This is a genomic window from Lysobacter enzymogenes (assembly GCF_900106525.1).
Taxonomy (GTDB): Bacteria; Pseudomonadota; Gammaproteobacteria; order Xanthomonadales; family Xanthomonadaceae; genus Lysobacter; species Lysobacter enzymogenes.
Window position 1 is genome coordinate 319,617 of the sequence record NZ_FNOG01000001.1, and the last position, 14,918, is coordinate 334,534.

The 14,918-nt window shown below is 68.2% G+C and carries 13 protein-coding genes; 6 read left to right on the plus strand and 7 right to left on the minus strand.

Going from position 1 to position 14,918, the window contains the following annotated elements; all coding sequences use genetic code 11:
• Nucleotides 1–67: 67 nt before the first annotated feature.
• From BLU84_RS01370 to BLU84_RS01395, 6 genes are all read right to left on the minus strand, one after another.
• Nucleotides 68–565, minus strand: coding sequence for an endonuclease V (locus tag BLU84_RS01370; RefSeq protein WP_074861906.1), 498 nt, complete (start codon nucleotides 563–565; stop codon nucleotides 68–70).
• Nucleotides 566–572: 7 nt separating this feature from the next.
• Nucleotides 573–1,598: an AI-2E family transporter gene (locus tag BLU84_RS01375; protein ID WP_232518492.1), complete on the minus strand. Its 1,026-nt coding sequence runs from the start codon at nucleotides 1,596–1,598 to the stop codon at nucleotides 573–575.
• 504 nt (nucleotides 1,599–2,102) lie between these two features.
• Nucleotides 2,103–2,477: a hypothetical protein gene (locus tag BLU84_RS26045; RefSeq protein WP_074861909.1), complete on the minus strand. Its 375-nt coding sequence runs from the start codon at nucleotides 2,475–2,477 to the stop codon at nucleotides 2,103–2,105.
• A complete protein-coding gene (locus tag BLU84_RS01385) occupies nucleotides 2,474–2,995 on the minus strand; it encodes a phage holin family protein (protein ID WP_233431035.1) in 522 nt (173 codons plus the stop codon). The genes BLU84_RS26045 and BLU84_RS01385 overlap by 4 nt, the downstream gene beginning before the upstream one ends.
• A complete protein-coding gene (locus BLU84_RS01390; protein ID WP_074861912.1) occupies nucleotides 2,996–3,358 on the minus strand; it encodes a hypothetical protein in 363 nt (120 codons plus the stop codon).
• 238 nt (nucleotides 3,359–3,596) lie between these two features.
• Nucleotides 3,597–5,039: a Do family serine endopeptidase gene (locus BLU84_RS01395; RefSeq protein ID WP_074861914.1), complete on the minus strand. Its 1,443-nt coding sequence runs from the start codon at nucleotides 5,037–5,039 to the stop codon at nucleotides 3,597–3,599.
• An 867-nt stretch (nucleotides 5,040–5,906) separates the two neighbouring features.
• On the opposite strand from BLU84_RS01395, the gene BLU84_RS01400 reads away from it, so the two are divergent.
• The 3 genes from BLU84_RS01400 to BLU84_RS01410 all read left to right on the plus strand — a co-directional run bounded on the left by BLU84_RS01400 (nucleotide 5,907) and on the right by BLU84_RS01410 (nucleotide 9,726).
• Nucleotides 5,907–8,060: an adenosylcobalamin-dependent ribonucleoside-diphosphate reductase gene (locus BLU84_RS01400; protein ID WP_074861916.1), complete on the plus strand. Its 2,154-nt coding sequence runs from the start codon at nucleotides 5,907–5,909 to the stop codon at nucleotides 8,058–8,060.
• A gap of 250 nt (nucleotides 8,061–8,310) precedes the next feature.
• Nucleotides 8,311–8,832, plus strand: coding sequence for a hypothetical protein (locus tag BLU84_RS01405; RefSeq protein ID WP_074861919.1), 522 nt, complete (start codon nucleotides 8,311–8,313; stop codon nucleotides 8,830–8,832).
• A gap of 114 nt (nucleotides 8,833–8,946) precedes the next feature.
• Nucleotides 8,947–9,726, plus strand: a complete 780-nt coding sequence (locus BLU84_RS01410; RefSeq protein WP_074861921.1) for a TSCPD domain-containing protein — start codon at nucleotides 8,947–8,949, stop codon at nucleotides 9,724–9,726.
• 147 nt (nucleotides 9,727–9,873) lie between these two features.
• Here BLU84_RS01410 and BLU84_RS26050 read toward each other — a convergent pair whose 3' ends face one another.
• Nucleotides 9,874–10,545 carry a hypothetical protein gene (locus BLU84_RS26050; protein ID WP_139174535.1) on the minus strand — a complete coding sequence of 224 codons (672 nt, stop codon included), beginning with the start codon at nucleotides 10,543–10,545 and terminating at the stop codon, nucleotides 9,874–9,876.
• A gap of 568 nt (nucleotides 10,546–11,113) precedes the next feature.
• On the opposite strand from BLU84_RS26050, the gene BLU84_RS01415 reads away from it, so the two are divergent.
• Genes BLU84_RS01415 through BLU84_RS27660 form a run of 3 tightly spaced genes read left to right on the plus strand, consistent with a single transcriptional unit; the run spans nucleotide 11,114 to nucleotide 14,672 of the window.
• The gene (locus BLU84_RS01415; RefSeq protein WP_233431036.1) at nucleotides 11,114–11,758 is read left to right on the plus strand and encodes a GrpB family protein; all 645 of its coding nucleotides are present in this window, start codon (nucleotides 11,114–11,116) and stop codon (nucleotides 11,756–11,758) included.
• A 44-nt stretch (nucleotides 11,759–11,802) separates the two neighbouring features.
• On the plus strand, nucleotides 11,803–12,582 hold the full coding sequence (locus tag BLU84_RS01420) for an ABC transporter permease (protein ID WP_074861927.1): 780 nt from the start codon (nucleotides 11,803–11,805) through the stop codon (nucleotides 12,580–12,582).
• The gene (locus tag BLU84_RS27660) at nucleotides 12,579–14,672 is read left to right on the plus strand and encodes a nucleotidyltransferase family protein (protein WP_233431037.1); all 2,094 of its coding nucleotides are present in this window, start codon (nucleotides 12,579–12,581) and stop codon (nucleotides 14,670–14,672) included. The genes BLU84_RS01420 and BLU84_RS27660 overlap by 4 nt, the downstream gene beginning before the upstream one ends.
• The last annotated feature ends 246 nt before the right edge of the window (nucleotides 14,673–14,918 follow it).

A 14,918-nucleotide genomic window follows, 5' to 3' on the forward strand; every position in this document is an offset into this window, starting at 1 on the left:
GGCATTTTAGCCTGCCGGGGCGGCCGCAATGGCCGACGCGCGTCGCCGTGCGCGCGCGCGGCCGCGTTCAGCCGCCGCGCGCCAGCCGGTCGGCCTGCTTGAGCAAGTCCGGCAGCCGGTGCGCGCCGGCCATGCGCGCCACCGCGGCGCGCGCTGCCGCCGGGTCGAGGCCGGCGGCGGTCACGTACAGCGGCCGGGTGCCGCCGCCGCGCAGGACTTCGGCGTCCGCCGGCGTGTCGACGAAGCGGGTCTTGGCGACGCCGACCACGCCGGTGCGGCGCTGCAGCGATTCCCACAGGTGCGCGCCCAGGCCGGGCCGGCCGGCGCCGTCGAGCCAGGCGTGGCCATCGACGACGATGCAGTCCGGCGCCGCGTCGAGCCGGGCCAGCAGCGCGGCCAGGCACGGCAGTTCGCGGCGGTAGAACGCGCCGGGTTCGTAGTCGGCGACCTGGTCGATATCGACGGTCAGCGTCGCCGCTGCCTGCGGATCGCTCCAGTCGGCGAACAACACCCCGGCCGCACGCGCGCTGGCACCGAAATAGTGGACATCGGTGGCGAGGATCATGCCCCGCTCATTCCAGCAGCCGGGCCCAGCCGTCCAGGCCTTCGATCCGCGCCAGCACCAGCTTCACGCACACCAGCAGCGGCACCGCCAGCAGCAGGCCGACGATGCCCCACAGCCAGCCGAAGAACATCAGCGCCAGCATCAGCACCAGCGGCGACAGGCGCATGCGCCGGCCCAGCACCAGCGGCGTCACCACTTGCGATTCGATGGTGTGCAGGCCCAGATACAGCCCGGCGGGCAGCAGCGACGGCCACAGTTCGTCGAAGGCGACCAGCCCCATCACCAGCATCACCGCCACCCCGATCAGCGGGCCGACGAAGGGCGCGAAGTTGAGGATCGCGGCCATCGTGCCCCACAGCAGCGCTTCCTGCAGCGGCGTGCCCAGCGCGTACAGCGCGCCGGCCAGGGCCAGGCCCAGGCCGGTGTTGATGAGGCTGATGGTGAGCACGTAGCGCGAGATCTCGCGCTCGATCGAATGCAGGATGTCGATGGTGAGTTTCTTCTGCTGCTGGCTCGGCAACAGGGCGATGGCGTTGCGCTGCAGCGATTCGCCGAACACCATGAAGAAGAAGGTCAGCAGCACCACGGCCAGCACCTGGGCCACGCGCTTGGGCGTGGAGGTCAGCGCGCGGTAGGGATCGTCGAGTTCGGTCTTGACCACCTGCACCGGTTTGGCGGTGTTCTCGCCGCCGGCGGCGCGGGCGAAGTTCTGCGCGGCGCGGTTGGCGTCCTGCAGCGGCTTGGTCATCTGCCGCAGCTTGGGGCCGACCTGTTTGAGTTCCTTGGGCACCTGCCGCACCCACTCGCCGGCCGGTTCGGCTAATTGCAGGGTCAGGGTGCCGGCGATGGCCAGGCCGCCGGCCAGCACCAGCAGCGCGGCCAACAGCCGCGGCAGGCGCAGCTTGCCGAGCAGGCGCAGGATCGGATTGCCGACCAGGGCGAAGAACGCCGCCAGCAGGATCGGCAGCAGCAGCTCCTGCGCCGCCCACAAGGTGTAGCCGAATGCGAGCGTGGCCAGGACCAGCAGCGACACCGGCCCGCGCGGGCGCGGCTGCGCAGGCACGACGCCGGATTCGCCGGCGACGGAAGCGGTAGCGGCGTCCGGCGCAGGCGGCGGGACGGAATCGGTGGCGGACGGCGGGGACGGGATCAAGGCGGCGGCGATGCGGCGGAACCGGCGCAAACTGTGCGCTCTTGCGCGTGTACGCGCCAGCGCGATGTGTTGGGGGCGCGGGGGCATCGGGCCTGGCGGGGTTCCCCACGGGCTAGGGCCTGCGGCAAACGCCCGTGGGGAACCCCGCCAGGCCCGATGCTCCGATTTTCGTTGGGTGGGTGGGGAAGGGCGCCGGTGCTACGGCGCGAGCTGGGCGGACGTGCATGCACACGCCGCGCATGCGAGCCATCAGAAGAGGTGGAGGGCCTTGGGCCGGGGAAGCTCCCCGCGGGCGTTTGCCGCAGGCCCTAGCCCGCGGGGAGCTTCCCCGGCCCAAGGTCCGAGCCCCGAAGCCTCGCTCAGCGCCCCCGAGTCAAAACGAAATCAAGCCGCGCTGCGTTCCGCCGCCGCCTGCGCCCCATCCGCCGCCTGCCCCGCCGCACGTGCCGCGCGCCCGGCCTGACCGGCCGCCTGCCCAGCTTCGTCCGCCGCTTCCTGCGCGCCAGCGCCGGCGAACAGCCCCGACAACAGGCTCACGATCTGCATCAGATTGCCGCTCTTGACCGCGATCTTGACCGGCTCGGCGCGGCCCATGAAGAAACCGGTCACCAGCCCCACGACCACGATCCGCCCCGGCGTCCACGCCTCGCGCCAGGTCTTGAGCAACACCTGCTTGCGTTCCTGCACCTGCTCGTAGCGGCCCTCGAGCAAACGCTCGCGCTTGTCCACGCGTCGCTGCAGGCGATCGAACCGGCTCATCGCGCCTCCTTGGGTTGCCGCGCGTCGATCTCGCGATCGTCGTCGTCGTCGTGGCCCAGGCCCATGCGGCGCAACTGCCGCCGCGTCGCCGCGAGCCGGGTGTATTCGAAATAACGCAACGCCTGCCACGCGCCGATGGCCGTCACCACCAGGCTGAGCCCGGCCGCGGTCGACATCGACGCCAGCCACGACCAGCCCAGCACGCCCTGCAACAGCGCGATCAGCGCCGCCATCAACAACAGCCACGAGGACGCACCGAACACGATCGCCACCGCCACCCACATCAGCGCCCGGCCCAGCGCGCTGCGGGCCAGGGCGAGATCGGCGATCAACAGGCCGCGCAGCGCGCGGCCGGTGTCGAGCGCGGCGGACAGGCCTTCGCGGCCGGCATCGCCGATCTCGCGCACCGCGTCCTCCAGCGGCAGCGGCCCCTGTCGGGGCTCGCTGCGGTTGCTGCCGTCGGCGCGCGGGGCTTCGCCCGGCGCGCGCTCGGCGTTGGGCGCGTCGCTTGCGCTCACTTACTTGTCGCCGCTGCGGGCGAGCTTGGCGATGATGAAGCCGGCGGCGAAGGCGACGCCGAACGAAGCCAGCGGACGCTCGCGCACCAGCTCGGCGGCGCTTTCGATCAGATCGCGGCCCTTGTCCATCAGCGCGTCGACTTGCTCGCGCGCGGCGCCGCCGGCGTGCTCGGCCGCGGCGATGCCGGCCAGCGCGCTGTCGGCCAGATCGGACTTGACGTTGGCCTTGCCGAGCTTGAGCTCTTCGCCGGCCACGCCGGCGGCGCTGCGGATCGCTTCGCCGGCGTCGCTGGCGGCCTGCTTGAGGTGGCTGCCGGCCTGGCCGAGGTTGCTCTTGACGTTATCGGTCGAGGTGGGGGACATGTGGTTTCCTCCGTATTGCTGCGGGAATGAACCGCGGAACGTGTCCCGGGTTCGGCGTGCCGCGGTCGGGCCGGGCGATGCAGCGGCCCTTGCGCGGCGTTGAACGGGTGTCGCGGGGCGCGGCCGCCGTGGCGGCCGTGCGTTGGCGCGGTCGATCTTACTCAATGGCTCGATCTAGGCGCCTCGATCTTAGCGGGCCGATGTTAACGGCCCGCGTGCGCCGGGCGGGACGGCGCAGTCAGCGCAGCGCCAGGTTGCCGACGTTGTTGCCGCGCTGCACGCGCAGCAGCAACTGTGCCGGGGCGCGCGTGAAGCTCGCGCGGAAGCCCGGAAGATCATCGAAATTGCCGCTGCTGGCCGCAAGAATGATGTCGTCCTTGCGCAAATCGTTGGCCTCGGCGCGACTGCCGCGGGCCACGCTTTCCACCACCACGCCCGACAGGCCGGACTGGCGCAGGCGTTCGGGCAGCTCGCCGAAGCTGGCGCCGGCCAGGCGCGGATCGAGATCGGCGCCGGCCAGCGAGCGCGGCTGCTCGCGCAAGGTGGCGTTGAGCTGCAGCGCCTGGCCGTCGCGGCGCACGTCCAGCGCGATCTTGCTGCCGATCGACTGCAGGCCTTCGAAATTGCGCAGCGCATCGCGCCCGTCGACGCGCTGGCCGTTGGCCGCCAGGATCACGTCGCCCGCGCGCAGCCCGGCCGCGGCCGCGGCGCTGCCGGCGAACACGCGCGAGACCAGCGCGCCGCGCGGCTCGGCCAGCTTGAGCGCGGCGGCCAGCTGCGGGGTCACGTCCTGCGACTCCAGCCCCAGCGTGCCGCGGCGCACGACGCCGTTGTTGGCGATCAACTGGTCCTTGATGTTGCGCGCCAGATTCACCGGGATCGCGAAGCCCAGGCCGATGTTGCCGGCCATGCTGCCCTGCGGGTTGAAGCTGGCGGTGTTGATGCCGATCAGCTCGCCGTTGAGGTTGACCAGCGCGCCGCCGGAATTGCCCGGATTGATCGAGGCGTCGGTCTGGATGAAGTTCTGGTAGCCCAGCCCGCGCAGGCCGCTGCGGCCCACCGCCGAGACGATGCCGGAGGTGACGGTCTGGCCGATGCCGAACGGGTTGCCGACCGCGACCACGAAATCGCCGACCCGCAGCGCGTCAGAATCGGCCAGCGAAATCGCGCTGAGGTTCTGCGCCGGGATGCGCATCAGCGCCACGTCGGTGTCCGGGTCGGAGCCGATGAAGTCGGCCTTGACCGTGCGCCCGTCGGCCAGCGTCACCGAGACCTCGTCGGCGCCCTCGATGACGTGGTGGTTGGTCAGCACATAGCCGTTCTTGGCGTCGATGATGACGCCCGAGCCCAGCGACTCGTTGATCCGTTCCTGCGGGATGTTGGGGAACATCCGGCGGAAGATCGGATCGTTGGCGAAGGGGTTGCGGATGCGCACGGTCTGTTTGGTGTGCACGCTGACCACCGCCGGGGTGACCCGCTGCAGCATCGGCGCCAGCGACGGCAGCTGCTGGCCGACCACCGAGGCCGGCAGCGCCGCCGCGGCCGGCACGGTCACCGACGGGATCGCCGGCGGCGGCGCGGCCTGCGCCGGCGCCTCCAGGCCTTCGCGGATGGCGGTGGCGGCGAAACCGCCGAACGCGGCGGCCAGGGCGAGGGTCAACAAGGTCGGCAAGGGGCGCATCGTGTCGCGGTTCCGAAGTTGCGTGGACGGGAGGGCGGGGCGGGCGGAACGAACGCCGCGGCGGCGCGCGTTCCCGAATCGTGCGTGGTTACAGCAATCGTGGCGGCGGCCCGCGGCTTCAAGCGCCGCGCGCGGGCTTGGACCGCGACGGCCGCGACTCGTTCCGGCGCCGCTGTGCAGTGTTGGAGAGCGGCAATAAATACCCGATGAAGTCGCCGCCGTCGCGTTGCGCCGCGCAGGCACGCTGCGTGTGCGGCATGCGCGGGCGCGGCCGGGCTGCGACCCCGGTCGCGGCGAAGCCCTGCGAAGCGTGATAGTCATCAACAAGCCGTTGACTTCCAGGAACGCCGGGCGTAGCGTTGAACCCCTGCGAGGCCACAACATCTAGTGGTTGGCCCTGCGGAGGGAGCCCAAGCGTAGGGGTTCGGCTTGGGAAGGTCTTCACGTCTCCTTGAGGCGGTACATGCTCATGACGAGAGCGGACGCGAACCTCGCAACCACCAAAAAGGCAGCACGCGACGCGTAGCCAACGCGCCGCGCGCATCGTCGTCGGCGGGGGGCTGACGGCGCGCTCGCAACGACCCGCGCCGGGCCGCCATCGCCCGAGCGGATGCAATCCACCCGCGACGGTTCCTACACACGTGAATCGATACACAACACGTCTGGGGAACTCCGTTTCGGGACACAAAAAGAAAGTCCCGATTACCGGTTTGACCCGCTTCACCGATGCAGTAGTGGCACCACCCGTGCTGTGACCCGGCACATTGCGACACCGTAAGCACCATCCCCCGATTACCTCGTACAAAGAAACCACCGGCGGCGGGCGCAACCCAACGGCCCGCCGCCATTGAAGGAGACGAAACAGGCATGAGCACCGTGCGCCTCGAGGCGGTCAAGCACCCGGCGGCAGAGCAGGAGATCGCGCTGCAGCCCGCGTCCCAGGACATCTGGGACAAGAAGTACCGGCTCAAGACCAAGTCGGGGGACGCGGTCGATGCCGACATCGACGGAACCTACCAGCGCGTGGCGCGGGCCCTGGCCGACGCCGAGCCCAACGCCGAGAAGCAGCAGTACTGGTACGAGCGTTTCGTCTGGGCGCTGCGCCGCGGCGCCATCCCCGCCGGCCGCATCACCTCCAACGCCGGCGCGCTGGAACACAAGCCGGCCACCTCGACCATCAACTGCACGGTCTCGGGCACCATCGAAGATTCGATGGACGGGATCCTGGAGAAGGTCCACGAGGCCGGCCTGACCCTCAAGGCCGGCTGCGGCATCGGCTACGAATTCTCGACCCTGCGGCCGCGCGGCGCGTTCGTCGCCGGCGCCGGCGCCTACACCTCGGGGCCGATGTCCTTCATGGACATCTACGACAAGATGTGTTTCACCGTCTCCTCCGCCGGCGGCCGCCGCGGCGCGCAGATGGGCACCTTCGACGTCAGCCATCCCGACGTGAAGGACTTCATCCGCGCCAAGCGCGAAGACGGCCGCCTGCGCCAGTTCAACCTATCGCTGCTGATCACCGACGGCTTCATGGAAGCGGTCGACAGCGACGCCGACTGGCCGCTGGTGTTCCCGGTCAACATCAAGGAAAAGGGCGACCTGGACCTGGAGAACCCCGAGCAGACGGTCTGGCGCGACTGGCCGACCCACCGCAACTACATCGTCCGCGACGACGGCCTGGTGGCGTGCAAGATCTACGGCCACATCCGCGCCCGGCACCTGTGGGACATGATCATGGTCTCGACGTACGACTACGCCGAGCCCGGATTCATCCTGATCGACCGCGTCAACGAGATGAACAACAACTGGTGGTGCGAGACCATCCGCGCCACCAACCCCTGCGGCGAACAGCCGCTGCCGCCCTACGGCGCCTGCCTGCTGGGATCGGTCAATCTGACCAAGTTCGTGCGCAACGCCTTCACCGACCGGGCCGAGTTCGACTGGGAGGAGTACAAGGAAGTCGTGCGCGTGTTCACCCGCATGCTCGACAACGTGGTCGAGGTCAACGGCCTGCCGCTGGAGCAGCAGCGCAACGAGATCATGCGCAAGCGCCGCCACGGCATGGGCTTCCTCGGTCTGGGCAGCACGGTCACGATGCTGAAGATGAAGTACGGCTCGGCCGAGTCGTGCGAGTTCACCGAGCGCATCGCCCGCGAAATGGCCGTGGCCGGCTGGGAGATGGGCCTGGCGCTGGCGAAGGAAAAGGGCGCCGCGCCGATCATGGACGAGATCTTCACCGTCACCGCCGAAATGCTGCGCAAGCGCCCGGAAATGAAGCGCGACGGCTGGACCGTCGGCCAGGACATCCCGGGCAAGGTGCTGCACGCCAAGTACTCGCGCTACATGCAGCGGGTGGCCGAGGCCGCGCCGGAGCTGGTCGAGGAACTGGCCGAAACCGGCTCGCGCTTCACCCACCACAGCTCGATCGCGCCGACCGGCACGATCTCGCTGTCGCTGGCCAACAACGCCTCCAACGGCATCGAGCCGTCCTTCGCCCATCACTACAGCCGCAACGTGATCCGCGAAGGCAAGAAGTCGAAGGAAAAGGTCGACGTCTACTCGTTCGAGCTGCTGGCCTACCGCGAACTCATCAACCCCAAGGCGATGCCGTTCAGCGACGAAGCCGAGGCCAAGCTGCCGGACTACTTCATCGCCGCCGACGACATCAGCCCGAAAGAGCACGTCGACGTCCAGGCCGCCGCGCAGAAGTGGGTGGATTCCTCGATCTCCAAGACCGCGAACGTGCCCACGGACTACCCGTACGAGCAGTTCAAGGACATCTACCGCTACGCCCACCAGCAGGGCCTCAAGGGCTGCACCACCTTCCGCTTCAACCCGGCCGCCTTCCAGGGCGTGCTGGTCAAGGAAGCCGACCTTGAGAACACCACCTACCGCTTCGAGCTCGAAGACGGCAGCGTGCTGGAGGTCAAGGGCAACGAGCAAATCGAATACGACGGCGAGATGCACACCGCCGCCAACCTGTTCGACGCGCTGAAAGAAGGCTACTACGGCAAGTTCTGACGGCGCGCCCGCCGCGCGCCGCCGGCCCCGGGCCGGGCGGCGCGAAGGCGGGCGTTCCCGTTCAGGCGGCGCAGCGAACTCGCCGATTTGCGATCCACTGCGCCGCGCCGGCTCTGCGCCGTTGGTCGCAGCGGCGCGCGCCCTCTGTTTTTACGGCGCGCCACAGGTATAGCATCACTCCGGCAACACCCCGATTGCTGCACGTAACCATGCGTACGCCTAAGACGATACCGCCCACCAGGAGGGCACAATGAGCAACGGTAATGGAGTGACGGCGACCCTGACCCAGGCGGCCGAGAACGTGAAGGAAACCGCGTCCAACCTCGGCAGCGCCATCGCCACGCGCGCCGAAGAGGCCGTGGCCTCGGTCAAGCAGACCGCCAAGCGCGCCCGCAAGGCCGCCAAGAAGGCGGTCGGCGACGCCAAGAAGAAGCTCGCCAAGGCCAGCGCCACGGCCAAGAAGGAAGCCTCCTCGCTGAAGGCCAAGGCCACCGGCAAGAAGGCCGCCGCCAAGAAGACCGCGAAGAAGGCGGCCAAGAAGGTCGCCAAGAAAGTCGCGACCAAGAAGGCCGCCGCCAAGAAGGCGGTGAAGAAGGCGGTCAAGGCGGTCAAGAAGGCCGCGGCGAAGAAGGCGCCGGCGAAGAAGGCCGCCGCCAAGAAAGCCGTCGCCAAGAAAGCGCCGGCCAAGAAAGCCGCCAAGAAAGCGGTGAAGAAGGCCGCGGCCAAGAAGGCGCCGGCGAAGAAGGCCGCCAAGAAGGCCGCCAAGCGCTGAGTTCCGCGAAGTCCCTCTCCCGTCCCGCGACGGGAGAGGGCAGGGCGGCGTCCCCGCCCGGCAACGAGCTTCCCCCATCAGCAACAGCAGCGCAGCAACGCAGGAGTCGGGCCCATGGCCGTCAAGATCGAGAAGAAAATCAAGGGCTACAGCGTGGTCACGCCGGAAGACAAGGCTAAGGACGCCGCCGCCAAGGCCGCCGCCGCGAGCGCGGCCGCCGCGCCGGCCGAACTGCCGGTCGACAACGTGATCCAGATGCACGAACGCATCGAGCGCCCCGAGATCCTGATCGGCTCGACCTACAAGATCAAATCGCCGCTGTTCGAGCACGCGCTGTACGTGACCATCAACGACATCGTGCTCAACGCCGGCACCGAACACGAACTGCGCCGTCCGTTCGAGATCTTCATCAACTCCAAGAACATGGACCACTTCCAGTGGATCGTGGCGCTCACGCGCATCATGTCGGCGGTGTTCCGCAAGGGCGGCGACGTGACCTTCCTGGTCGACGAGATGAAGGCCGTGTTCGACCCGCGCGGCGGCTACTTCAAGGCCGGCGGCGTCTACATGCCCTCGCTGGTGGCCGAACTCGGCGCGATCGTCGAAGACCACCTCAAGTCGATCGGCATGATCCACGACCCGGAAATGAGCGACTCCCAGCGCGAACTCATCGCCGAGAAGCGCCGCGCCTACGAAGAACGCTCAAAAAAAAACGCTGACGCCGGCGCCTCGATCAGCGTAGTCGCCCCGCGCAGCGAAGACGTCACCGTCACCGGCGACGGCGCCAGCTTCCCGCCCAGCGCGACCATGTGCCACAAGTGCAATACCAAGGCGGTGGTGATCATGGACGGCTGCGCGACGTGCTTGAACTGCGGGTATTCGAAGTGCGGCTGAGGCGATAGCGCCGTCGCGATCGCGCAAGCGCGTTGCGGGCGAGCCGATAGGCATGGACAAAAGGGCCCTTGGGGCCCTTTTGTTTTGAGCGCCTGCGAAGCAGTGCGTGCTCGACAATACATCCGCACACGTTCGGGCGCGCGTACCTCAGTTCGTAGTGGTGACCGTCAGCGTCGTCAGAATCGGCGTGGGAATGCTTGGCGAAGTCGTGCCGGCTCTGCAGCCTGCGCCTGACGTCGGCACCAGATAGAAGATCAGTTTCTGGCGCGAGCCTATGCCCACGTTGGTGCTGGAGCCGGAAGGCCCGATCCCCTGACCGATGCACAGCGCATTCGGCGCGGCGTCCACGGTCACCCATACGTCGAAGCTCGAATATCCCGGCCAATTCCAGGTCAGCAAGAAGTTGGTCGACGTTTGACCCGACGGAATCGTGACCGGATTCGGCGTGGCGAACAGGCCGATCGGATTGGCGGGCGCGCTTTCCACCGTGAATCTGATTTCGGATCGGACCGCATTCGAGGACGATCCTTCGCTTATCCAAAACTTGTATCGTCCGGGCGTAAGCGCGTAGGGCGTCGCGGTTCCGCCGCCGCCGCCGCATTTCTGCGGGCCCCACGGCGTGTAGTTGTTGTTGCTCGGGTCCCCGTTCCACCACACGCAGGTAGTGGAGAACGCGTCGCCCCACGAGATCGTAACGTTGGTGGTCGACTGCCCCGCAGGGACCACGACCGGAAGCGGCGATACATTGATGTAGGCGGCGTAGGCCGGCTGACTGAAAAGAAAAACTGCCAGAACCGATAGCAATCTGAGCAATTTCATGGCGGCTCCCTGTAAGTCCGTTTAGCGATGCAAACTTCCACGGGCGAGCGATCGCACGGTGCGTCCTGTGCGATCAATGATCTATAGATTTCCGCGCGGCATAAGGTGTTGCCGCTCACAGATATAAAAGGCCGGTTTTGCGGCATCGTGAGCGCCGCGTCGGATTCTGCGATGATCGCGGGCTCGCCGTCGCCGAGTCGTTCTTGAAGCGAAACGCAGTGCGTTGCTATTAGACGCAACGCCGGTGCGGCGGCGCCCCGGGGCGAGGTTTTCGACCAGGGCGGCAGTCGGCCGCGGCGCCGGATCTCACTATCGGGGACCCGCGGACTGCATGCTATGTTACCCCCAGGAGTTCAGCAGTCGCGCTCAGGATCAGGATGAATCCGCTACCCGCCGTCTCACACCCGCCTACGTCCGCCGCACTCGGCATCGCCGACCGCGAAACTTCGGACGCCGTCTCAAATACGACTTCGCTCCTGCGCGCCGCATGGCGCGAGACGGCTGCGCGCGGACTGCGAGACGCAACGCGATGAATGCAGCGGCAGGAGATCTCAGCGGGGCGCTGCAGGTGGCGCGCGTCCTCCGGCGGCTGCGGGCGCAGGTGCAGCCCGGCGAGCTGGGCGCGGAAAGCGTCGAGCAATTCGTGCGCCGCTACTCGCGCGTGCGCGCGCCGGCGCTCGATCTGAACCTGCACGGCGGCTACGACCCGGCCTGGCCGCAAGCGTTCGGCGACGAGAAACAGCGCCTGCTGGCGGCGCTCGCCGACGAAGACGTGGCCGGCATCGAACACATCGGCAGCACCGCGATTCCGCAACTGGCGAGCAAGGACATCCTGGACATCGTGGTGGCGATGCGCGATGCGGCGGCGATCGAGCGCGTGGCGCGCACGCTGGCCGGACTGGGTTATCAGGCCCATGGCGAAAGCCCGATCGACGCCGGCTTCGCGTGGCACTGGCGGATCGCGCAGGACGGCGGCCGCTCGTTCGTGGTCCACACCTGCGCCGCCGACAACCCGCGGTTGGCCGAGATCAAGAATTTTCGCGACTTCCTGTGCGCGTTCCCGCAGGAGCGGCAGCGCTACGTCGAGCTCAAGCGCGAACTGGCGGCCACGCCGGGCCAGACCTGGCTGGAATACAGCGCGCTGAAGAAGATCCTGGTGGTGCGCATCACCGCACGGGCCAACGCCTGGCGCGCGGCCGGCGGCGAGGTCTGAGCCTGCATGCGGCAGCATCGCGTTCCGGCCCGGGGCCGTCAGGCATGAGCGTCTCCTCCGATCTGATCGCGCTGCATTGCATCGTGCGCCGCGAGGTCTCGCGCATCCTGCGCCTGTGGCTGCAGACGCTGGTGCCGCCGGCGGTGTCCACCGCGCTGTACTTCGCGATCTTCGGCAAGCTGATCGGCGACCGCATCGGCAGCGTCGACGGCGGCTCGAGCTATCTGCAGTTCATCACCCCCGGGCTGGTGATGATGTGCATCATCACCAGCAGCTACGGCAACGCCTCCAGTTCGTTCTTCTTCGTTCGCTTCAACCGCGCGGTGGAGGAGATGCTGGTGTCGCCGATGCGCAACTGGATCATCCTGCTCGGCTACGTCGCCGGCGCGGTGGTGCGCAGCCTGATGGTGGGCGCGATCGTCGTCGCCATCGCGTTGGTGCTGTCGCCGTCGCTGTCCCTGGCGCACCCGCTGGTCGCCGTGCTGTCGGCGTTGCTGGCCGCGACGATCTTCTCGCTGCTGGGCTTCATCAACGCGCTGTACGCGAAGACGCTCGACGACATCGGCCACGTCTCGCACTACGTGCTCACGCCGCTGGCCTACCTCGGTGGCGTGTTCTACCCGATCAGCCTGCTGGACGCGCCATGGCAGGCGGTCGCCCAGGTCAATCCGCTGGCGCACATGATCGGCACCTTCCGCTACGGCGTGCTCGGCACCGGCGCGTCGGGCTTCGGCCTGTCCATCGCGGTGATGCTCGGCCTGACGCTGGGCCTGTCCGCGCTCGCCCTGGCCCTGCTCGGCCGCGGCGTGGGGACGCGCTCGTGAACCGCATCGATGCCGCGCTCGATCCTGTCCTGATCGCCGACGCCTACGCGCGGCCGGTGTATCGCGACGACCGCCACGACGTGCGCGTCGGCGAGGTGATCGAGCTGCTCCAGGCTGCCGGCATGCGCGTGTTCATCGTCGGCGGCGCGCCGCGCGACTGGCTGGTCGGGCAACCGGGCAACGACATCGACCTGTGCGTGGACGCGGCCGCCGACGACGCGCTGCTGCGCCTGCGCGAAGCGTATCCGGCCATCGACGGCGTGCGCATGCACAACCAGCGCTTCGGCGTGCTGCGTTGGGGCGACGAAGCCAGCGGCGGCGTCGACATCAACATGCTGCGCAGCTGGAAGGACATCCGCAACGACGACATGTGGACCACCACGTTCGTTCCGCGCGCCGATCTGGTCGAGGACGCGCAGATGCGCGACTTCTCGGTCAATGCGTTCTATTACGACTGCCGCGACAACGCGCTGCTCGATCCGCTGGGCTGCGGCATCGACGACGTGCGGACCAAGACGCTGCGGCTGATCACCCACCATCGCGTGCTCGACACCAGTTATCGCACCAGCTTTCGCATCCTGCAGTTCCTCAGTCGCGGTTACGCCGCCACCGACGGCATCCACGCGCATCTTGAGCAGCGTGCGGACCGCGACATCCAGGGCATGGGCGAGCGCATCCATCGCTGGATCCCCAACCACCTGCATCTCGAAGACGCGCAGCGGGCGCAGTTCCGGCGACGGCTCTACGCCCATGCGCGCGAGCCCGCCTCGTTCGCGGTGCTCGACAGCCACTTCCAACGGAACCCGCTCATGGATGGATCGACCCCGACCGCGCCCGCCTCGTTCCGCCGCGTCTTCCAAGCCGGGCTGACGGATGCCGACGGGCAACTCCTGGGCGGGACCGAAGTGTTGCATCTGGTGCCGCATCGCGGGCGCCTGTTCGCGTCGCTGTCGTACAAGTTGAACGACTACCGGCCGGACGATCCGAACAACGGCGCGCAGATCGCGGTGCTGGACCGCGCCGATGGCGACTGGCGGCTCGCCCACGCTTACGAGCGCGTGCATTGGCGCACGACGCTGGAGTCGGTGACCTTCACCCGCGACGGCCACGGGCGCTCGCTCGATGCGCCGGTGTCGCTGCTGCTCGCCGCGCCCTCCGACAGCCGCGGGCATGTCTATGTCGACAGCTTCGACGACGACGCAGGCACCTGGACGCGCACCCATCTGGGCAGCGGCGACGGCGTGGCCAGCACCCGCAGCTTCTTCATCCATCGCGACACTGCGACCGGCCAGGAACGCGTATTCGCCGGCACCGCACCCACCGGCATCTTCAGCGGCGTCTACGACCCGGACGTGCCGGGCCGCATCCGCTGGGACGAAACCGCCGAGCTGTCGGGCTACACGCGTCGGCCGATGTCGTTTACCCGATGCAACGGCCAGCTATACGTCAGCATCAAGCCCGACATCTACCGGCGCATCGATGGCCCGACGCCGCAGTGGGAAAAGGTCTACACCATTGCTCATCCGTTGGTGGTTCCCAGCAGTGGCTTCCGCGGGCTCAGCACCGTGCCCGATCCGAACGGCAGCGGCGAAGTGCTGCTGGCCGCGCTCGAAGGCGACCTGTGCCGCGTGGTGCGCATCGATCCGAACGACGGTTTCCGCGAAACCCTGGAGCTGGATGTCATCGATTTCCTGCACCAGCAGTGGGGAACGCGTCCGACCTATGCCGTGGCCGCCTACGACGACTTCACTCCGGTGGCCGATGCGCACGGCGGCGCGCCGCGGTTGCTGTGCGGACTGGGCGCCACCTACAGCACGCAACTCGACACGCACCCGGCCGATGCCTGGGTGACCGACGCGTGGTATCTCATTCGCGATCCCGACGGCTCGCGCTACACGCTGGGACGCGTCGACGATCCGCAAGTGCCCGGCACCGCCGATCTCGTCGCCGCGCGCACCTTCGCCGCCTCGCCGTTCGCGCCGGACATGATGTACGTCGGCGGCTACGACCCCAACGCCAAGCGATGCCGGCAGACCGCCTGGGTGTTCTCGGTGTCGGCCGGCGCCGCGCTCGCCGAATGGAAGCGCTGACTGCGTCGGCGGACAACGATCGATCCCTATTTCAACGGCGCGCGCTTTCTCGGTCTGCGAGACCTGTCCGGCCTAAAGTGACTGCAACAGCGAATCGTTGCGGAAGTCTCCAGGGTTTCGTGATACGGGTCCGAATCCACGGTGATCGTGGCTAGACCTGTGTATTGAATTCCCCCTTGCGCGGTGCCTATAGTCGTCACGCGCTTTCCACAATTGGACTGTATAAGCCGGCAGCCTTGCCGACGG